Genomic DNA, 20258 nt, shown 5'->3' on the forward strand with positions numbered 1-20258 from the left:
ACCAGCTGTACAAAGGGGGAACCCATGGCCGACGACGGCCCGCAGTACCCGGAGTTCCGGCTCCGGTTGCCCAACGGCGGCCCCGAAGCCCGGGGACGGCTGCTGACCGAGAAAGGGACGAACGGGAGCCAGAAGTTCGTCGTCCTGACGGGTTCTCCGGGCCGGTCCGAGGTGGTGCCGTCGTTCCCCGTGCGCATGCCGTCGTCGTACCGGCTGAGGCAGCGGTTGATCGACGAAGGGGTCCTCACCGAATCGGCCAAGTGGCCCGGCTGGCTGGAGACGACGCGGGACGTCGAGTGCAACTCCCCGTCTGCCGCCGCCGAGATCCTGGTCGGTCGCAGTGCCAATGGCTGGCTGGAGTGGAAGACGGACGACGGCCATCCGCTCTCCGACTATCTCGACCAGGTGTGGTGGGGGCCCAACCGGGCCTGGCTGGTACGCGGCTCCAATGTCTCGGGCCTCGACCTCGTCCGGCGTCTGTGGCTGTCCGAGGGGTTGGTGACTCTGCGCGCACGCCACTTGCGGCAAGGTGTCGAGCAGGGCGTCAGCAAGGACCGGCTGCGCACCGCCGTCGAGGAGGACTACGCCTCCACCGCGACGTACAACCAGAAGGTGCAGCTGGTCGAGGAACTGCACATGTTCCTCTCCCGGATGAGGCCCGGCGACACCATGTGCACCATCTCCGGCGGTCGTCTGTACGTCGGCAAGATCACGGGCGACGCAGAACAGCTCGCTTCCGAGGACGGGCGGTCGGATCTGCGCCGACCCGTGGACTGGGCGGACGACGGGCACGCCTACGAGGGCCTGCCCGAGGCGCTCCAGCAGAAGCTCTCCGCGCAGCATGACGTCGTCGACCTGACCGCGGTGAAGGACCTTATCGACGGCCTGGGGATAAGCGACGAGGACCTGATCGAGGAGGCCGAGGCCGCCGATCGGGACCCGAGCGCGGAGATCCCCGCGCTCACCGCCCGGCGTGAGCTGGAGCTGCCCGAGCCTACGGACGAGTTGGCAGGGGAGCTCCTCGTACACGACACGGACTGGCTGCGTGAGGTCCGTGATCTGCTGTGGGACGAACGGCAGTTGGTGCTGTACGGCCCGCCCGGGACCGGTAAGACGTATCTCGCCCTGAAGCTCGCCGAGTTCCTCGGCGGCGGGCCCGAGCAGGTCAAGCTCGTGCAGTTCCATCCGTCGTACGCGTACGAGGACTTCTTCGAGGGTTTCCGGCCGCAGGAGGATCCGCAGACCCGCGAGGTCGCCTTCCGGCTCACCGCCGGGCCGCTGCGCGAACTCGCCGATCTGGCCTCCCGCGAGGGCAACCGGCACATCCCGCACTTCCTGATCATCGACGAGATCAACCGCGCCAACCTGGCCAAGGTCTTCGGCGAGTTGTACTTCCTGCTGGAGTACCGCAACAAGTCGGTCCGGCTGACATACTCCGGCGACGACTTCGCGCTGCCGCCCAACCTCTTCGTGATCGGCACGATGAACACCGCCGACCGGTCGATCGCCCTCGTCGACGCGGCGATGCGCCGCCGCTTCGCCTTCGTCGAACTGTCCCCGCGCACCGAGCCGACCCGCGGACTGCTGCGCCGCTGGCTCACCCGCGAGGGCCACGACGCCGAGCCGGCCGACCTGCTCGACGCGCTCAACTCCCGTATTGACGACGCCGACTTCCGTATCGGGCCCTCGTATCTGATGAAGCGGGGCGTCTATCGGGAGGGTGGTCTCGAACGCACCTGGCGGACCAAGATCCTGCCGCTGCTAGAGGAGTACCACTACGGGGAGGGCGTGGACGTCGAGAAGCGGTACGGGCTCGCCGCCCTGCGGGAGTCGTCGAGGTGACCCGTGTCGTCGAACTCGTCGAGCACGCGGCGGCCGTAGGCGTCACCCTGCCGGACGCGGTGGGGCGAGCTCTGGCGGCCGGGGACATCGTGGACGCAACTCCTGACCCGTATGTCCCGGGGCACTGGTCCCTGCGGGCCGGCAGCAAGGTCGGCGCGGTGGCGGTCGCGGTGCCGGGGGACGACGAGCCGGTCACCGTACGCGTCACCCCCAAAGTTCCCATCGCCCGCCTCTTCTTCCTCCTCGGGTACGGCCTCGACCTGAAGGGCGGTTGGCGGGACGGGGACGTCAATGTCACCGGACACCGCGATCTGCTGCCCGCCCTCGCCCATGCCGTGGAGCGGCAGATCGACCGCGCCCTGCGGCAGGGGCTCCTCCAGGGATATCGGGCGACCGAGGAGACGTCCCTGGTCGTCCGGGGCCGCATCCGGGAAGCCGAGCAGATACGGCGTCGGTTCGGCGCGACGCTGCCGGTGGAGGTGGAGTACGACGAGTTCACCACCGACATCGCGGAGAACCGCCTGCTGCGCGCCGCCGTCGAGCGCCTCCTGCGGCTGCCCGGCGTACCCCACGACGTGCGTCGCGGGTTGCTCCACCAACGTGCCCGCCTGGCCGAGGTCACGGTGATCGTGCGGGGTCAGCCGCTGCCTGCCTGGCAGCCGAGCCGGCTCAACTCGCGCTACCAGCACGCCCTGCACCTGGCCCGGGTCGTCCTGGACAACGCCTCCGTCGAGCACGCGCCCGGTGAACTGCGCATCGACGGCTTCCTGTTCGACATGAACAAGCTCTTCGAGGACTTCGTGACGGTGGCACTGCGCGAGGCGTGCCGTGGCCTCGGGCACTCGGCGCGGCTCCAGGATCCGCATCACCTCGACGAGGCGTCCGCGATCCGCATGAAGCCCGACTTCGTGCTCTACGGGCCGCACGGCGCCCCATGCGCCGTCGTGGACGCCAAGTACAAGGCCGAGAAGCGGGAGGGTTTTCCGGACGCCGACCTCTACCAGATGCTGGCGTACTGCACCGCCCTCGGCCTGCGCGAAGGTCACCTGGTGTACGCCAAGGGCAACGCCCCACACGCGGCCCACGTGGTCCGGCACGCGGGCATCGTCATCCACCAGCACGCCCTCGACCTCAACCAGGAACCCTCCGGGCTGCTCTCGGACGTGGCGAGAGTGGCCGACCGGCTGGTGAGCACCCCGCGCGTATGATCGACTGCGGAGTGTCCGTTCAGGGTGGGGAGTGCGCCTCATGCCGCAGCTCGCGTTCGCCAACAGCTTCTGGGAGAGCTACGACGTCCTGGAACGGCCCGTCAAAGCCGGTGTGCGCAAGGCGATGCAGAAGTTCCAGCAGCTCACCGTGCCCGAACTGCACGCGGACAAGGGCCTGCACCTGGAGTCCGTGGAGAACGCGCGCGACCCCCGCATGCGGACCATCCGCATCAACGACTTCTGGCGCGGCGTCGTCCTCGCCCCCGACGACGGCAGTGACGTCTTCCTGCTCGTCAACGTCGTCCCGCACGACGACGCCTACACCTGGGCCGCGAAGCGGCTGTACACCACGAACTCCGCGACCCGGGCGCTGGAGGTCCGCAACGTCGCGGCGATCGAGCAGCTGACCCCAGCCCTGGAGAAGGCCGCCGCGGCCGCCGACGCGCTGCTCTTCGCGACGTACTCGGACACGGTCCTGCGCGAACTCGGCATCGACGACCAGGTGCTCAGGGCCGTGCGGACCATCGTCGACAAGGCGCAGCTGCGGGCCTTCGAGACACTGCTGCCGGAGGACCAGTGCGAGGTGCTGCAGTACCTCGCCGAGGGCTTCAGCCCCGAAGAGGTCTACCGGGACGTGGTCGCCGTCCGGCGGCCTGTCGACGCAGGGCCCGACCCGGACGAGAGCCTGGCCGTCGTCATCGCCAACACCCAGAGCCGCATCACCCTGGTCACCGGCCCGGAGGAACTCGCCGACATCCTGGAGAAGCCGTTCACGGCCTGGCGGGTGTTCCTGCACCCCTCCCAGCGCCGCGTCGCCTACCGGACGTCGTACGGCGGCCCGGTGCAGGTCTCCGGCGGCCCAGGGACCGGCAAGACGGTCGCGGCACTGCACCGGGTCAAGCACCTGCTCACCCGCTCCCCGGACACCCGCGTCCTGCTCACCACGTTCACCAACGCGCTGGCCGGGTCGTTGCGGGAGAACCTGGCCGTCCTCCTGGACGACGACGAGTCGCTGCTCCGCCGCGTCGAAGTGACCACGGTCAACGCCTACGCGCACGGCATCGTGACTCGTCTCGACGGCCGGGCGCCCTCCCCGATCGGCGACCGGGAGGAGAGGCAAGTATGGCAGCGGATCGTCAAAAGGCTCGGCCTGCCCTGGACGGAGCAGTTCCTGGCCCAGGAATACCGCCACGTCGTCCTCGCCCAGGATCTGCGCACCCTGGACGACTACCGCGCGGCCTCCCGCCGCGGTCGCGGCAGGGCGCTCTCGCAGACCAGGCGGGAGCAACTGTGGCCCGCCGTCGAGCTGTTCGAGTCCATGCTGCGCGACCAGAAGGCCACGACCCACCTCAGGGTGTGCGCCCGCGCGGCCGAGCTCCTGGCCGCTTCCGCCCCCACGCACGACCACGTCGTGGTCGACGAGGCACAGGACCTGCACCCGGCCCAGTGGCGCGTCCTGCGCGGTGCGGTACCGGCCGGCAGCGACGACCTGTTCATCACCGGAGACCCGCACCAGCGGATCTACGACTCGAAGGTCTCCCTCGGTTCGCTCGGCATCTCGGTGACCGGACGCACTCACCGCCTGCGCATCAACTACCGCAGCACGGAGGAGATCCTCACCTGGTCGACGGGCATCCTCAGCCCGGTGTCGGTCGACGATCTGGGCGGCGAGGGCTGCGACACCCTGGCGGGCTACCGGTCGCTCCTGCACGGCCGTAGACCGCACGTGGACGGGTACGGCTCGGAACAGGCGGAGATCGCGGCGCTGGTCGAGCGCGTCGAGGGCTGGATCACGCAGGGCATCCGCCCGTCGGAGATCGGCGTCTGCGCCCGCTTCAACGTGCTGCTCGACAAGGCGTACGACAAACTGGCCTCAGCCCGGGTGCCAGTGGTGCGGGTCAGAGACAATCCGGGGCCGGGCACGGACGGCGTACGGCTGGCCACCATGCACGCCATGAAGGGACTGGAGTTCCGGTGTGTCGCCGTCCTCGGAGCGACGGCGAGCGCGCTGCCCTTCGCCCGCGAGGTGACTCCGGCGTCCGTGGACGCACTACAGCACGACTCCGACCTGCTCCGGGAGCGGTGTCTGCTGTTCGTGGCATGCACCCGGGCGCGGGAGGCGTTGGCGGTGTCGTGGAGCGGATCGCCCAGTGCGTTCGTTCCGCAGGCGAGGTGACGTACAGCTCTTCCTTTGCGATGTGGCTGCCCGTCAATCTCCTGGCGCGAGCGCCCCGTTGCCGAGCCCGTCCCGGGCCAGCGCCGACGCCTGCTTACCGAGTTCGGCCACCCTCCGCACCCGCTCCTCGAACTCCTGCAGTGCGCGGAATGCTGCCCCGTATCGACGCTGCTCGGAGATGTCCATCTGTGGGATACGGGCACCCTTGCCGTCGAGCCGGTAGGTGCCGCTGGCGCTGGTGGAGCGACGGGTGTTCGCCGCGCTGCGCAGGAAGCCCTGGAGGTAGTCGGTGTCGAGTTGATCGCTCACCGACACCGGCTCCGGATCGCCGTACTCGACCAGCCCGGCCCGCGCGAGGTCGGCAACGCTGACGGACGGCCCGTCCAAAGCGCTGGGGCCGTCGCCTCCCGTCAAGGTCGGCAGCAGGTCGGCCAGCAGACTCACCTGTTCGGCCATCTCCTGCCGCAGCGCCCGGTATTCGGTCGCGTAGTCGCGGTGAGACTCCTCGACGTGGCGGCCGGGAGTCAGATCCACGGTGTCGTCGAGGAGTTCAATCAGGGGTACGTCCGCCGTCTGGTCGGGCCCTGGCTCCAACGGGCCGTCGGGATTGTTCGCCGTCAGATCGACCATGCGCACCCTGGTGACGGCGTCATCCGGGGATTGCGGGCGGCGCAGATGCCAGAGGTGCACGGGGAGCGCGTGCGACACAGCGCTTCCCGGTGGGAGGGCGATGATGTCCGTGAGGAGGCCGCGCCGCACGAGCTCGGCCCTGATACGGCGACCGGCCTTGCGGTAGGCGACCGAAGCAGGCATGACCATGAGGACGCGCCCACCCGGCGCGGTGTGTGCGTAAGCGTGTTGCAGCCAGGCAAGTTCAGCTTCGGCACGTGACGGTGTACCGAGTTCCCACCGAGGGTCGAGCAGCAGATCCTCGCGGCCCCAGTCCGTGGCGCCGACGGGCGGATCACAGACGACGAGATCGGCCTTGAGGTTGGGCCAGTGGTCGTCGCGCAAGGAATCTCCGGTGCGGATGTCGATGCCGGTGCGTCCTGTGAGATCGGCCCGCAACTGCGCAAATCGAGCACTGCGGGTGTCGACCTCCTGACCACACCGCTGGGGGCCGGCCTCGGGTCCAACCGCCAAGAGCAGTGTTCCGATTCCACAAGCCGGATCGAAGAGGGTCGTATCGCCGCGTACCTCGCCGGCGAAGTGCCGCACCGCGTTGACAATGCGGGGCGAGGTGACCTGGTCGGAACCGGCCCGGCGCACCGAGTCGGTGAAGCGCTCGGTAAGCGCGCTCACCACGTCGCCGGGTGATCCACCGTCGCTGAGTTGCCGCGCCAGTCGGATGGCGTCTGTCGGCAGACCTTCCGGGGCCTCGCCCTCGGCACCGGCGAACAGCTGGGCCACGTCGGCGAGCCCGCCGATCATATCGTCACCGTAGGCCGCTCGCAGGGCCTGCCACAGCTGCACCTCCATCGAGACGTCCTGGCCCTTGCGTTGCTTGTCCAGCCATGCCTGCACCGCGGCAAGGTCGAACAACGGACTGTTCGCGCCGCCGCCTGCGGGTGCGGGGAAATCCTCGTACCGGCGCCTCCAGTTCGAGACCGCGGCACGCGTGACGCCTGCAAGGCGAGCGATCTCGGAGCCGGTGACAAGAGGTCCACCGACTGGTGGGGCGGGATGGTCTGCCATGTACGCCACCGTACACGGACGCTATTACTCTATCAACGAATAGAGCACGTTGACATCGTACACACACCTTTGTAGAGGTCACCAACTCGGCCGCTGTTTGCCTCACGACCGGGCCAAGGACGAGTGACTGTCCTGGGACGAGGCGCACGGGCCGCCCTGACCCCGGCGAGTCGGGCCGAACCCGGACGCGTCCTGCGACCGCGAGGGCCGATTGGCTAGATCACTCGGCGGACGTGGCCCTGGATACGGCCAATGCGGGCGGTCTAGTTCCCCTTAACACGGGGAAATGGGGTTAGTGATTGTTGTTGTTCCGTTCTTGAGCAGTGTCGCTCGACCGAAAGTCTCACTATCGGGCGCCCACTGTGGGTGCCGGGTATGAGAAGTCGGCGTACCTGGTCGTCTCGGCACAGATCGTCGCTTGAGGCTCGCCGTGGTCCCCAAGAGGGTCACCCCTACTCGGATCGTCGACGCGCGAGATGGACGATGATATCGGCGGCGATCTCGACTGTTCCGGGAAGGACCCGCTTGATCGCGTCGTACGCCTGCTGTCGCCTCGACTGCGGCAGTTGGAAATACCCCGAGACTGTCGACAGGTAGCCCACGTAGTCAGGAGCGCTCATCGTCAAGCGCCGCTTGACGACGGACTGCTGAACGTCGAGAAACAACGGAGACCGCTGCAGCTCCGTGCCCGGCCACTGCATGTCCTCACCAGGATCAGTCCAATCGGGAGATGGAACCTCGTCGCTTTCCAGGAACGGCGCCCACGCCGCACGCACAGACTCCGCAACAGCTGGGTGAGCCGGCTGAACCTGGCCGCCGAATGAGGCGAACACGCCCTCCGGCTCCAGTAGTGCGGCCGCTCTTGACCACCGACCCTCCGGGCGTGTCCAGTGCAGGGCTGCCGCCGCATAGACCAGTTCATAGGTCTCACCTGGCCGGAGGTCCTCGAACGCAGCCCGTACGGTCGTCACGTGCGCGCGCACTGTCTTGTTCAGCTCGGCGAGCATGGCAGCGTCGGGCTCCGTCGCCGTGACCGCGACCCCATGGTCAGCGAACAGGGAGGTGCTTTGCCTGTCCCCGCGCCGATCTCCAGGGCCGTCCGGACCGGCCGGCCCGCGTACGTCATCACCAAGTCGAAGAGCTCCATGGGATACCCCGGCCGGAACCTTTCGTAGGCTTCCGCGGTTGCGCCGAAGCTCAGTGCACGAGCAGACATGCCGACCATCCTCACACGAGCGGGGCAGACAGCGTTTGGACGTACTCAGCGGCTTGGCCGTCCAATCTTGAGGGGCGCCGGTCGAACGGAAGTCTCGATGGGATGAGTGCAGCGCCCGCCGTGCATGAAGGCAGGATTTCTTGGCAGCTTGAAGGGTGTCTACGTCAGAGAGCGGTCCAAGTCGAATCGGACCAATGACGCGCCGGACGCCACGACCACCGAAGACTTACGGCAGTCCAGCGCCGTACCGGGGTGGAGCAGAGGGTGTGGTGGACCGTACTCGTGCCAGGAGGATGGGTCCCAGGTCCGGACGGTCGCGTCAGTCCCGGTCGTCACCACCACCGGACCGGTGGTACCTGTGGTCACGCCGACTCCGCGGACTCCGCCGGCGTGCGCCGCCAGCGGCTCCGCGAGAACCTCGGAGGTGTTCGCGTCCCAGATCCGCAGAGTGCCGTCGCCGCATGCGGCGAGCACCACCGTGCGACCGAGGAGATCACCCAGCCAAACGTCGAACACAGCGTGGCCGCCGGTCTCCAGCCCGGGCCCCGACTGCTCGAAGGACGCTCCGTCCCACATCCTGACGTGTCCGTCCAGGCATCCGGTGACGAGGACGTCCCCGTCCCGCACCGTTCCCAGGGTGATGGACAGGACGGCGTCGCCATGACGACTGAGCGTCCCAAACAGCGGCTCGTTGAGCAGCGTGTGGCTTGCGGTGTCCGACCAGTCGCCGGAGGCGAAGACATAGAGGGAGTGGTAGCGGTGGCGACGGTACTGGCCGGCCGCGGCCCCGACGACGACACTGCGCCCCGCCAGGGGTCCGGCTGCCACCGCCGTCATCCGACAACTGGCCTGCAAGGGCTCGACAATCCCGCCGAACGGTCGCCCGACCGCGTGGCCCGTCTCCGCGTCGAACAGCCGGATCGACTGGTCCGTCGAGCAGGAGGCGACCAGGGTGCGTACCGTCCCCGCCACCGGCATTTCCGCCGCTGCCACACCGGTGACCTCACCGTCGTGATGACTCGGGAAGAAGTGGCGGCTCCCGCCCGACTCCACGATCACCGCTCCGACACTGCCCGACGTGTCGCCGGCCACCACCAGCAGGTCCTCGTCCCGATTGCGCGGAGAACGTGCCAGGCACAGACAGGCGATGGCTCCGGCGAAGCGCGTCGGCGGTCGATCGGCGTGGTGGCGGCGCAGGTCCCAGAGGTGGATGGCTCCGTCCCTGCCGGCCGAGAGGAGCACCTCTCGTCCACCGACGACACCGAGGGCGAGATCCGACACGGCGCCGAAGTGCGCCGTGAAGGACATGGTCGGTTCAGCGGCGACTGTGACACCGTCCCCGTCCGACACCACGGTCCTGATCTCGACTTCCCCCCGCTTGTTGCCGATGGCGACCGCACTGGCGCCACCCATCCGGCCGCACAGGACCGTTCTGCTCTCCCGGATCGCCCGTGCGCTGCCCATCAGCATGCGACCCACCCGCGCGCCCCGTTCGAGATCCATGAGTAGCATCTCGTCCATCGTCAACGGGTTCGCCGCGACCACGACCGCCATGTCGCCGCTCTCGTCGCCGTTGGCGTCCGCTTGCGGCCGTGCCAGGTGTCCACCGCCGTACGGCCACAGCCCGACACCGGTGCTGTCTCCGAGCAATGGGCTCTCACCGATCACACCGTGTCCGACGCGGCCGGACTCGTCCTGGAAGTCCAGCACGGAGAACCTCGTTTCGTACTCATGCTCGGCGCGACCCCAGAGGACCACCATCCGGTTGGCGGCTTCGTCCCTGACTGTCCGGGCGACCCAGGTCCGTCCCTCACGCCCGGAGACGGGGAATCCCCGCCCGATCGGACGGAGGACCCCCTCACCCAGCGGCGCCCCCCACCAGATCTCGAAGCTGTCGTCCATGACGAACAGCACGAGGGGGCCATCCGTGAAGCCGAACAGCTTCACCCCAACGGGCCGCGCGGGTGACAGGTCGACCTCGGCGATCGCGGTCATCGTGCCCGCGTCCCACACTCGCACCCAGCCGTCGGCACACGCCGAGGCAATCACGTCGCGAGTACTGCCGTCGGGCTCAGGGACGGCAAACACGTCGACGGAGGACACGGGCTCGGATTGCACGGGCAGGGACCGGTACCGGCTCATCACGGAGGTCGCCCACCTGACCCTCATACCGTGGGTGTCAGTGCCGCTGAACGGGAGGGCGGACGGGTCATGCCCCAGGTGGAGCGCCGTCAAGGCGAGCAGCGCCCCCCGGGCGGACCGCTGGCGTGGAGGGTCATCCCGTCCGGTGATCTGGCGCACGACGTCCAGGACAGCTTCGGCTCGCTCGCTCGTGTGGAACCGCTCGGTGAGGAACAGCAGCCGGTCCAGGTCGGCCACCTCCACGTATCCGGGGGTGAGCAGCAGCTCTTCGAGCGTCTCGTCGGCGACAGCGGCGGCGTGGTCGGCGGCATGCCGCCGGAGGTAGGGGTGGGAAAGGCCCCAGTCGAGGAATCCCTCGGCGGTCGTGGGGACGGCGTCGAGGAGCGCCTGGTGGAAGGTGCCGGGATCGACGAGCGGGGCGGTGTGGTCGGTGAGCGCTTGGTGGAAGTAGCGGTAGAGAAGATGCTGGTCCGAGTCGGGTGTGGTGCGCAGGTAGAAGGCGGCCTTGCGCAAGGCGCGGCGAGTGTCGGTCAGCTGGGGTGTCGGGTGTCCTGGGGCAGGCGGCCGGTGGGTGAGAGCGGCGGCGTGGACGAGGTCGAGGGGTATACCCCGGCCGCGGGCGTGGCCGAGGACCTCCAGAACAGGACGGATCCAGGGGTCGTTGGCGGCGAGGGTGTCGACGTGCAGGTCGAACACATCGACGACGGTGCAGGGCGGATCGATCAGCTCGTATGACGAAGTCGTGCGCAGGTGCTCCGCGTACAGACCGGCGACGAGGAAGGCGCCGTGGTCGGTGTACCGGGCGAGCCGGTCAGCGATGCGGCGGACGTGCTCACGGGCGTCGGGGGCACGGGGGTGCAGGAGTTTACGCAGGTAGGCGTCGAGGTCGCCGGCGAGGGCGCGACGCTCGGCGTCGTTCGCGGGGTCGAGGTCGAGCCGGGCCGAGGGGTTCTCGGCCAGATGCCGGCGCAGGTTCGGAAGGGAGTCCCACCAGGGCCGGGTCCCGATGGCGACCCGGCAGCCGGCCAGGTCGGGAGCGGTGGCCAGGGGCAGGAGCAGTTCGTTGAGCACGGCCGCGGGATCCATGGCCTCATCGAGGGCGTCCAGGATCACGAGGACATCCCCCGTGGTCTCGAGCTCCGCGAGCAGCGCCGTAGTGGCGGCGGGGCCCGGATCAACGCCTTCCGGCGGTGCGTCCGCGGGGCTGTCCCCGCGCTGCCGGTGGAGTTGGCGGTGCAGGGAGCCGGTGATCTGCTGAAGCGTGAGCTGGCGGGCGTGGACGGCCAGGACGGTGTCGGGCCGACGGGGGTAGAAGTCCTCGACGAAGGTGGCGATGTGGTCGCCGATCCCCTGCAGCTCGGGGTGGAGCAGGCAGGCGGTCACGCCGAGGAGCGCGGACTTGCCGCTGCCCGGGCCGCCGGTGACCACGAGCGACCGGCCCGCCGGCCCGGTGTCGCTGATCCAGTCCTGGATGCGACTCAGCTGTGAGGCACGGCCGGAGAACAGAACGGCGTGGACGTCGGAGTCGCCCGCGGCACGACCGGCGAAGTGCAGCGGGTCGAGGCCGGGTGAGCAGACATCGGCGAGGTCACGCAGCGACGGGTGTATGCCGCTGAGCTGGAGTGAGCGCAGATCGGGGTTGTGGTCGGGGTTGCGGAAGAATGGCGGTGACGGAGGTGCGGCCTGGGCGAGCGGAGTGCGTACGACGTCCTGGACGGGTCGTCCGGCCGCGCGGTCGGTGGCGGCGAGGTGCCGATGAATCGCCTCCGCGAGGGTGAGGAAAGGGACGTACTCCTCGCGCGGGCTGATGTCGAGGTCACCGTCCACGAGGCGGTGGAGGACCTCGGCGGTGGCCGTGGTGAAACGCGCCCCGAAGGCAAGGGAGCCGTCGGTGCTGGCCCCGATGATCCACACGTTCCGAACAGCGCTCTGCGGTCGTCGCGCGGCGAGGTCGGCGAGCTGCTGCAGGACAATCGCCTGCCCCGCGTGGCACACGTCCAGCAGAATAAGCACCGGCCGCCCACTGGCCTGCGCCGCCTCCTCAGCCTCCTCCACGAGGCCCCGGACACTGACACAGGTCCTGGCCGGCTTCCGTACGTCGCCCTGGATGGTCGCCAAGAACAGCGTGCCGGTGCCGGTCCCCACAATGCCGTGGCCGGCGAAGTGGACGATCAGCGGATCTCCCGGCGCGGAGTTCTCCTGTAGTTCCTCCCACGCCCCGGTGAACGCGTCGCGCGTGCAGTCGATCAGGGCGTCGCCCGTCTCCGCGCCCGCTCGCATGAGGGCGGAAGCCAGCTCGCGCACGGCCTGCCCGACAGACGGCAGAGGCTTGAAGGCGGTGCGACCCTCGGTCAGGTCGTCCTCACTCTCGTACGGCTCGGGAAATCCTCCCACCCCCGCTACCAGTGCTCTGACCACCGTGCTTCCCCCTGTGTTGTGCGTCGGCGGGCAGGCCCGCGCCCACCGGCCGACGGCGACCGGACTCCAATCGCAGTGACAGCCCGTCAGGAAATGTATGGGAGGACGGCCGCTGCCAGCAGGCCATTGGCCAGATACGTCCTGAGACCGTGGAAGCCGAGTCCGTTGTCACAGATCTCGTCCAGGTCGACGGGAAAAACAGCGGATAGCCCGGGCGGGACGGCGACCAGGTCACCGGCATCGGCGATGTTCACCCACCGCTTCACCCCCGCTGGTCTGGTCCCCTTCCCCGCGCGCAGGGAGGGGTCGAGGCGACGGGCGAGCGAGGGGACCCGCAGCGGAGAACCCAGGGTGACGAGCAGGTCAACGCCGAGCTCCGGATGGGCGTGAAGGGTCTCGTAGGTGATGTAGGAGCCCAGCGAGTGCGCGATCACCACCGTCGGCGCCTCGCGGCGGATCACGCCGACGATCCGCTCCCGCACCAGGCGCCGCCGGTCCGGCCACGTGGTGTAGGCCTCCGCCTCGCGCAGATTCGCCACCACGGCACGCTCCAGACGGCCGACCGTCTGTTCCCGCAGCACCCCGGTCAGGCGGCCGCCGCGCTCGTCGACCAGCTTGCCGAGCATCCACTTCACCGGTGCCAGCGCCAGGTTCTGCGCGTCCTCGGGAGCCACCGCCCCGGCGGCCGCGAGCCACTCCGCGACCTCCTGCAACTCTCGCTCGTCGAGGTCGTCGAAGCCTGCCGTGTCGCGGGCCGACTGGCTCTCTTCCAGTAGTTCCAGCCGCAGCAGATCCGCGTAGTGGGCCGCCGCCAGCTCCGGCGTCCGTACCTCCGCCGACACCTTGGAGAGCCCTCGGGCCAGGCTGGGTCCCCAGTCCGCGGCCCGGCGCACCGCGGCATCCCCGGGAGCCATGCCCCGAATGTAGTTGAAGACCCCGTGCACCACGACGATCGGCGCCATCACGCCCCCTCTGCCCGTGACGGGCCCCAGCCGCCCACCACCGCTTCCCCACCAACCTCTACCCATCCCTCACAGCGCGGCACTCCACCGAGGGAGGTGGCACGGCCCTGGGGCGGGAAGCAGCCCACGGTATCCACACTTGGCGGCGTGCGTGAGCTGACACCGTCCAGGACCGGCTCTGGAGGGAAATGCCCTTAGACGTCATCTCATTTGGATCGGTAGCCTATCGGTCGTGGTTTCGATCGTTGAGCGGCTGGTGCCGGATGAGTTGTGGGAGCTGTTCCAGCGGGTGGTCCCGGAGGCTCCCTCGCGGCCTCAGGGCGGCGGTCGGCGTCGGCATGGCGACCGGGAGGTGTTGGCTGCAATCGTGTTCGTGGCCACGTCGGGCTGCACGTGGCAGCAGCTGCCGTCCGCGTCGTTCGGGCCATCGGGAGCGACGGCTCACCGGCGCTTTTCCGAGTGGTCGAAGGCCCGGGTGTGGGCAAAACTCCACCGCCTGGTCCTCGATGAGCTTGGTGCCCGCGGCGAGCTGGACTGGTCCCGCTGTGCGATCGACTCGGTGAACATGCGGGCCCTGAAAAGGGGGAGCTGACAGGTCCGAATCCTGTCGACCGGGGCAAGTACGGCTCGAAGATCCACCTGATCACCGAGCGGACCGGTCTGCCCCTGTCCGTCGGGATCTCGGGGGCGAACCTGCACGACAGTCAGGCGCTGATCCCGCTGGTGAAGGGGATACCGCCGATCCGCTCCCGGCGCGGACGACGGCGGCGCAAACCGGGAAAGCTCCACGCCGACAAGGGATACGACTACGACCACCTGCGGCGATGGTTACGCAGGCGAGGCATCAGGCACCGCATCGCCCGCAAGGGCATCGAGTCCTCGACTCGCCTGGGCCGCCACCGCTGGACGATAGAACGCACGATGTCCTGGCTCGCAGGATGCCGCCGACTGCACCGACGCTACGAGCGCAAAGCCGAGCACTTCCTGGCCTTCACCAGCATCGCCTGCACCCTCATCTGCTATCGCCGACTCACCAAATGAGATGGCGTCTTAGGCAGGATGCAGGGCGGGGACGACAAGGTGAACGTCTTCCGCAACGAGGACTTCGCCTACCAGCGGATCACCGTGGAGCGGCCGTTGAAGGCGGCTACCGGGCGAGGCAGCCTTCAGCGGTCCGCCGAGTCGATGCACGAGGACCAATTGTCGGCGACGTACCGGCCCGAGGAGGTCAAGGCCACCGTCGTCCCGACCCTCACTCAAATGATCGCTTGTCACGCCCAGGCGTGCACCTAGGACCTGTCGTTTGGAGTCGCCCAAGCTATGACCACCTCTGCCTTCTTCGCCCCGTTCCTACTGCAAGGAGCGGACGCCGCTCGAGACGCTCCAACTCCATGGCCAAACGTCGACTTGGGCCTGAGCGGTGATCGGTTGCACCGAGTGGTGGTTCCGTGTGGGGCCAAAAGACGCGCCCGGGAGCGCCCAGACCTACCTGACGGCCCGTACCGGCCAGGCACGAGAAGCTCCGCCCCACGGGCTGCCCCAGGGCTGGAAGAGCGCCGACCCCGCAGAATCCTCTGTCCACGGGCATACCAGGCCGACGATCGGCACGCCCGCCACAGGCGGGCACTCAACCGCCGCGATATTCGCGGCCAGCGAGACCGCGATCCCCCCGACCACATCGCGCCCCGGGTCCGGCGGGTGCGGACCCCGAGGGCTTCAGCAGGCCGACCGTGGCCAGAAGCAAGAGGCCATCCACGGACAGCGGCCACAGTGAGGCACTCAACTCATCCGCTCCGCCCTGCAGCGCGAACTCCCCCTGGTGAACGTACGAGACATACGCGGCGACCCCGCAACCAGGGCGCACAGAGGCCGAATCCACGCGTCGAGGTCAACACCCCGGCTGCCGCCAGTTCCCTACGGCGACTCGGTGATCTCACTCATCGAACCCACCGCCCGACACCGGGCCCCAGTGCACAACGCGTGCACACTTGCGCAGGAAATTCCGGGAACTCGCAGGTAGAAGCGGGATGCGCCGAGACACGGCAAAAGGCCCCGACCAGGCCATAAGGCCAGGTCAGAGCCTTGGCGGCAGACGAGTCGGGCTGTACGCCGGGGACAGCTGCAAGGCTCACGTCACTGGCCCCTGACCTGCGCGGATGCCCCGTATGACGAGAGTCGATGCACAACGCGTGCACACCGGTCAGGACAGAGGTCACGGAAGTCGTACGACGCCGCCTCGACTTGGTGATCATGGTGCTATTACCTTCCTGACTCTTCTGTGAGGGCTGTCACTGGCTTCTGTGGCGTCTCGTCGGACCCGTCTCGCGTTGACGACGGCTCCCGACGTATCCGCTCAGCCCGTGGCACCAGGGCCGCCTCCGGCAGGCCCGGCGGAGGCGGGAAGCCGAAGAGTTCCTCGAAGGAGGCGGGCGCGTTCTCCCAGTCAACCTCCAGGGCGAAGCCGTACGTGTCCAACGTTTCCGCGAGCGTGCCATGCCGCATCCGAGCCTGGACGCTGCGCGGTGCAACGCCGGAAGCGATCAAGACAGCATCCATGAAGTCACGCAGGTCCCGAAACGTCGCCGTCTGCGGGATGGAGACCCCCTTGGCCCGGGCCGCCTCCTTCGCCAGGTTGAAGGCCCGGGACAGGGCACCCTCTCGTACCGGCGTGCCGTAGCGGCCCACGGTCACCAGCGCGTCGTACTCCTCGGGGCGGGGGCGCCACCGTCGCTGCTTGCGGTGCCGAAGGACATCGGCGGAGGGCGAAGCGGTCCTCCGGGTCATGTGTGAGAGGTATTTGTCCACCAGGAAAGAGCCAATGGGCAATACCGCGTAGCTGTGGTCCGTCTTCAGGGGTGCAGCCTTGCCGTCCTGGCGTTGTTCCTCGACCCCCATCTTCATCAATTGACACTTCATATCGGCCACGCGGACCCCAGCCGCCTCCATGCTGCGAAGGCCTTGGAGCGCCCCGTACCAGATGAGCATTTCGAAGGCCGGGGTGATCTCCTCGGCCAGGGCGACAACGTGCGCCCACGTCATGCGGGCCTTCTGCCTACGTCCCTGCGGCAGCTTGATTCCAATGATCTGATTGCCTGGCATCAGGTGCCCGAAGACCGGGTCGTCGAGCGCTGCGGACAGCATCGCGGACAACGCCTTCTTCACCTGTGAGCGATGGGGATCCGCCATGCCGGCCGCCTTCAGATCAGCGAAGAACCGTTTGTAGTCGGACCGCCGGGGCTCGGTAATCAGCCGATCCCCGAGGGCCGGGACGACATGTCCGCGCAGGCGGTAGCCATACGTCTCTACGGTTCCGGCCCGTACCTCGTGCTCCGCCAGGAACTTCTCCACGTACTGGGCGATGGTCGGGACACCGACCGGCTTCTTCTGGCCTCGGTGCGGGAGGGGGTCGCGGCCCTCTTCCACGGCCGCTCGCTGGCTGCGCTGATATGCGATGGCGGCGGTCTTCTTGTTCTTCGGGAAGTTCTTCGACCTCTGACCACCGTGCTCGTCCCGCCAACGGGCCTGCCAGCGTTTCTCACAGCCATGGTCGGCGCTCGGAACCAGGCCGGGGTGCTCAGGGCATTCCGGCTCGCCTTTCTTGGGGCGGGACTTGTGCCAGCGGTCGTATACCTCCTCCTTTGCCAATGCGTGTACCTCCTGGTCTCTGAACTTGTGGCCCCTCAGGCCGCGCGCGGCTGGGAGTCGATGTACTGGTCGACGTCCGACTCCCGATAGCGCAGCGCCCTGCTGCCCATGCGGTGCGGCTCCGGTCCTCGGTGCTCCACCTCCCAGGCGCTGGCCCAGTTGTAGAGCGTCTTGCGCTTCACGCGGAGACGGTCCGCCGTCTCCTGCGCCGTCAGCCAGCGATCGGCTCGAGGAGACTTCGTCATCGGCAACCTCCAGGGACCGACAGCTCTCCCTTCGCGGGAGAGAGGGCTGCTCCCCTCCGTGTGGTGGCGGGCGTCACGCGCCTCTCGAACGCCGCCTCAGGCTGCCGCAGCAGGACTGCGGGAGCTGTTGCGGGGTACGAAAAGCAGCTGGTCAGGGCCGCGTCCGGGTCTGCGAGTGAAACGTCGGCCGACAGAAAATGTGGCCCCGCGTTGCCGATGTACAAGGTGACGGCACCGCTGGCGAAGGAGGGGGTGATCACGCGACCTCCCGCATCAACTCGTCGTGCTCCTGCTCGTCGGCGGCGTGGCGCCGAGACATCTCGGCGAGTTGGGGCGTGCGCACCGCTGCGGCTGATGTCTCCTCGTGCGGGGCGCGGAAGACCAGGACGTCGTGATGGGCTGTCAGCATGATCGGGTGGCCGATGGCACGCTCAAGCCGGGCGGCGCCCCGGCGTTGGGCGAGGGAGGCCCGGACGATCAGTTGGTCGCCGCGGAGTGCGGCCAGCAGGGCAACGCACCGCTCCACGGGCACCAGTCCGGCCTCGCGCCCGGCGCTGAGGGCACGCCCGGTCAGGTCCAGTAGCTGGTCGCGGTGCCAGTGCGGCCGGACCGTGACGATGACGTGTCCGCCAGGGCGCAGCATGGGCCGACACTCGGTCAGGGCCTGCCGCAAGCGGGCGGCGGGCTCCTCCGGTGCCGCCCTACCGGAGGCAGGCCCGGTGCTGGGTCGCAGGGCCGTCAGGACGAGGGCTATGTGCCCAGCGAGCCCGGCCAGCAGGGCGACGGCGGATGCGGGCGAGGTGTCGAGCACCATGCCATCGAGGGCGGCGCCATCGTGTTTGGCGGCGGTGACGTTGGCGCGAGCGACGGGCCACCAGCGGCGCTGGCCGGTCAACCCGATGGCGTGTCGGCCTGAGCGCAGGGCCTCGGTCAGGACGGTGCCCGCGCCGCAGTCCGGGTCCAGGACCGTGTCGCCGCGCCGAGTGTAGGTGGCGATGGCGTGGGCGGCCATCGCCGGAGGCATTCGGTCGGCGTCGTGGGCGGTCTCGGGAACGTAGCAGCGCTCGGCAAGTTGGGCGCGGCTGTCGACCTGCCCGGTGGGCCAGACCGAAACGAGCGGGCGGGGTCGTGCGAAGGAGTGCGAGTGGTCGGCGGTCATCGGCGGTCCACCACCCGGGGTTCGGCCGGGCGTTGGCGGCGGGTGAACAGCAGGAGGTCGGCGTGCACGCGCGTATGCCACGGCGCCGACGAGCAGGGCAAGTCTGGCGACGGGGCGAGAGTGCTGTTGAGGATGGGGACTTGAAGCAGCGCTACCCGGTCGAGCGGCGCCAGCCCGGTGCCCCAAGCGGCACGGGTCACGACGATGCCCGGGTCGATCAGCCGCCCGCCCTGGCAGTCACTGTGGGTGACGAAGGCGAGGACGCCAGAGGGCATGAGCAGAGCGCCCCACGAGACACCGCCAACCCAGTCCGGGTGGTGCGGATCGACGGGGACGATGACCGTGCTGAAGCGGTCCGGACGGACTGCGGTTCGGACTCGGCGGCGCCGGACCGGTCGGTGGCACGTCGGCGCGAGAGAGACTGAACTGTCTGCGAGTCGGTGTACCGACTGCGGCTGGGTCGGTGAGGCACCGGCAGCGTCCTGGTCGGCGAAGTCCTGGTTGACGGTGCGTACTTCGAGAGTCCGGCCGAGTCGGCTTGCGGTCCCGGCCGCCTCGATCAGTGCGGGCAGCAGGTCGCTCCCAGTCCGGATGCTCGAAGTGGCCCCCTCGTGCTTAGACGTCATCTCATTTGGATCGGTAGCCTATCGGTCGTGGTTTCGATCGTTGAGCGGCTGGTGCCGGATGAGTTGTGGGAGCTGTTCCAGCGGGTGGTCCCGGAGGCTCCCTCGCGGCCTCAGGGCGGCGGTCGGCGTCGGCATGGCGACCGGGAGGTGTTGGCTGCAATCGTGTTCGTGGCCACGTCGGGCTGCACGTGGCAGCAGCTGCCGTCCGCGTCGTTCGGGCCATCGGGAGCGACGGCTCACCGGCGCTTTTCCGAGTGGTCGAAGGCCCGGGTGTGGGCAAAACTCCACCGCCTGGTCCTCGATGAGCTTGGTGCCCGCGGCGAGCTGGACTGGTCCCGCTGTGCGATCGACTCGGTGAACATGCGGGCCCTGAAAAGGGGGAGCTGACAGGTCCGAATCCTGTCGACCGGGGCAAGTACGGCTCGAAGATCCACCTGATCACCGAGCGGACCGGTCTGCCCCTGTCCGTCGGGATCTCGGGGGCGAACCTGCACGACAGTCAGGCGCTGATCCCGCTGGTGAAGGGGATACCGCCGATCCGCTCCCGGCGCGGACGACGGCGGCGCAAACCGGGAAAGCTCCACGCCGACAAGGGATACGACTACGACCACCTGCGGCGATGGTTACGCAGGCGAGGCATCAGGCACCGCATCGCCCGCAAGGGCATCGAGTCCTCGACTCGCCTGGGCCGCCACCGCTGGACGATAGAACGCACGATGTCCTGGCTCGCAGGATGCCGCCGACTGCACCGACGCTACGAGCGCAAAGCCGAGCACTTCCTGGCCTTCACCAGCATCGCCTGCACCCTCATCTGCTATCGCCGACTCACCAAATGAGATGGCGTCTTAGTGACGGTGTGCAACCCTTTCGGCGCAAGAGCCGTCCAAAGGCCGGCCGGGAGTATGCGGGCTCAAAACCTGTTCG

15 protein-coding genes are annotated in these 20258 nt (G+C 68.7%); 6 read left to right on the plus strand and 9 right to left on the minus strand.

From position 1 onward, the window contains the following. Positions 1-24 precede the first annotated feature (24 nt). The 3 genes from KBY47_RS19940 to KBY47_RS19950 are packed head-to-tail and all read left to right on the plus strand — an operon-like array spanning position 25 to position 5226. Positions 25-1842, plus strand: coding sequence for a DUF4357 domain-containing protein (locus KBY47_RS19940; RefSeq protein WP_210922539.1), 1818 nt, complete (start codon positions 25-27; stop codon positions 1840-1842). After that, complete coding sequence (locus tag KBY47_RS19945) at positions 1839-3050, plus strand: McrC family protein (RefSeq protein ID WP_210922541.1); 1212 nt, start codon at positions 1839-1841, stop codon at positions 3048-3050. Before KBY47_RS19940 ends, KBY47_RS19945 begins: the two co-directional genes overlap by 4 nt. 40 nt (positions 3051-3090) lie before the next feature. Continuing rightward, positions 3091-5226 carry a UvrD-helicase domain-containing protein gene (locus KBY47_RS19950; protein ID WP_210922543.1) on the plus strand — a complete coding sequence of 712 codons (2136 nt, stop codon included), beginning with the start codon at positions 3091-3093 and terminating at the stop codon, positions 5224-5226. Positions 5227-5259: 33 nt separating this feature from the next. Here KBY47_RS19950 and KBY47_RS19955 read toward each other — a convergent pair whose 3' ends face one another. The 4 genes from KBY47_RS19955 to KBY47_RS19970 all read right to left on the minus strand — a co-directional run bounded on the left by KBY47_RS19955 (position 5260) and on the right by KBY47_RS19970 (position 13659). Further along, complete coding sequence (locus KBY47_RS19955; RefSeq protein WP_210922545.1) at positions 5260-6921, minus strand: N-6 DNA methylase; 1662 nt, start codon at positions 6919-6921, stop codon at positions 5260-5262. Positions 6922-7373: 452 nt separating this feature from the next. Next, complete coding sequence (locus KBY47_RS37385; protein ID WP_374103091.1) at positions 7374-8333, minus strand: methyltransferase domain-containing protein; 960 nt, start codon at positions 8331-8333, stop codon at positions 7374-7376. Next, complete coding sequence (locus KBY47_RS19965; protein ID WP_210922547.1) at positions 8297-12583, minus strand: AAA family ATPase; 4287 nt, start codon at positions 12581-12583, stop codon at positions 8297-8299. Before KBY47_RS19965 ends, KBY47_RS37385 begins: the two co-directional genes overlap by 37 nt. A 200-nt stretch (positions 12584-12783) precedes the next feature. Further along, complete coding sequence (locus KBY47_RS19970; protein ID WP_210922549.1) at positions 12784-13659, minus strand: hypothetical protein; 876 nt, start codon at positions 13657-13659, stop codon at positions 12784-12786. Between the two features lie 241 nt (positions 13660-13900). Here KBY47_RS19970 and KBY47_RS19975 point away from each other — a divergent pair. After that, positions 13901-14700 (plus strand): IS5 family transposase gene (locus tag KBY47_RS19975; protein WP_210920869.1). Its coding sequence is split into 2 segments (ribosomal slippage): positions 13901-14249 and positions 14249-14700, totalling 801 coding nucleotides; the frame shifts between segments, so codons are not numbered across the junction. A gap of 18 nt (positions 14701-14718) precedes the next feature. After that, positions 14719-14952: a hypothetical protein gene (locus KBY47_RS19980; RefSeq protein WP_210922551.1), complete on the plus strand. Its 234-nt coding sequence runs from the start codon at positions 14719-14721 to the stop codon at positions 14950-14952. 334 nt (positions 14953-15286) lie between these two features. Here the strand turns inward: KBY47_RS19980 and KBY47_RS19985 are convergent, their stop codons facing one another. From KBY47_RS19985 to KBY47_RS20005, 5 genes are all read right to left on the minus strand, one after another. Continuing rightward, positions 15287-15538, minus strand: a complete 252-nt coding sequence (locus KBY47_RS19985) for a DUF2637 domain-containing protein (RefSeq protein ID WP_308405211.1) — start codon at positions 15536-15538, stop codon at positions 15287-15289. Between the two features lie 380 nt (positions 15539-15918). Beyond that, positions 15919-17304 carry a hypothetical protein gene (locus KBY47_RS19990; protein ID WP_210922553.1) on the minus strand — a complete coding sequence of 462 codons (1386 nt, stop codon included), beginning with the start codon at positions 17302-17304 and terminating at the stop codon, positions 15919-15921. Between the two features lie 35 nt (positions 17305-17339). Beyond that, positions 17340-17549, minus strand: coding sequence for an AlpA family transcriptional regulator (locus KBY47_RS19995; protein ID WP_210922555.1), 210 nt, complete (start codon positions 17547-17549; stop codon positions 17340-17342). A 256-nt stretch (positions 17550-17805) separates the two neighbouring features. Continuing rightward, on the minus strand, positions 17806-18708 hold the full coding sequence (locus tag KBY47_RS20000; protein ID WP_210922557.1) for a DNA methyltransferase: 903 nt from the start codon (positions 18706-18708) through the stop codon (positions 17806-17808). Continuing rightward, positions 18705-18983, minus strand: a complete 279-nt coding sequence (locus tag KBY47_RS20005; RefSeq protein ID WP_210922559.1) for a hypothetical protein — start codon at positions 18981-18983, stop codon at positions 18705-18707. Before KBY47_RS20005 ends, KBY47_RS20000 begins: the two co-directional genes overlap by 4 nt. A 387-nt stretch (positions 18984-19370) precedes the next feature. On the opposite strand from KBY47_RS20005, the gene KBY47_RS20010 reads away from it, so the two are divergent. After that, positions 19371-20170, plus strand: a protein-coding gene (locus KBY47_RS20010) for an IS5 family transposase (RefSeq protein ID WP_210920869.1) whose coding sequence is annotated in 2 segments (ribosomal slippage) — positions 19371-19719 and positions 19719-20170 — 801 coding nt in all. Because the reading frame shifts where the segments join, the coding sequence is not laid out codon by codon here. The last annotated feature ends 88 nt before the right edge of the window (positions 20171-20258 follow it).

Origin of the sequence: Streptomyces sp. B93 (assembly GCF_018070565.1) — a bacterium.
GTDB lineage: Bacteria > Actinomycetota > Actinomycetes > Streptomycetales > Streptomycetaceae > Streptomyces.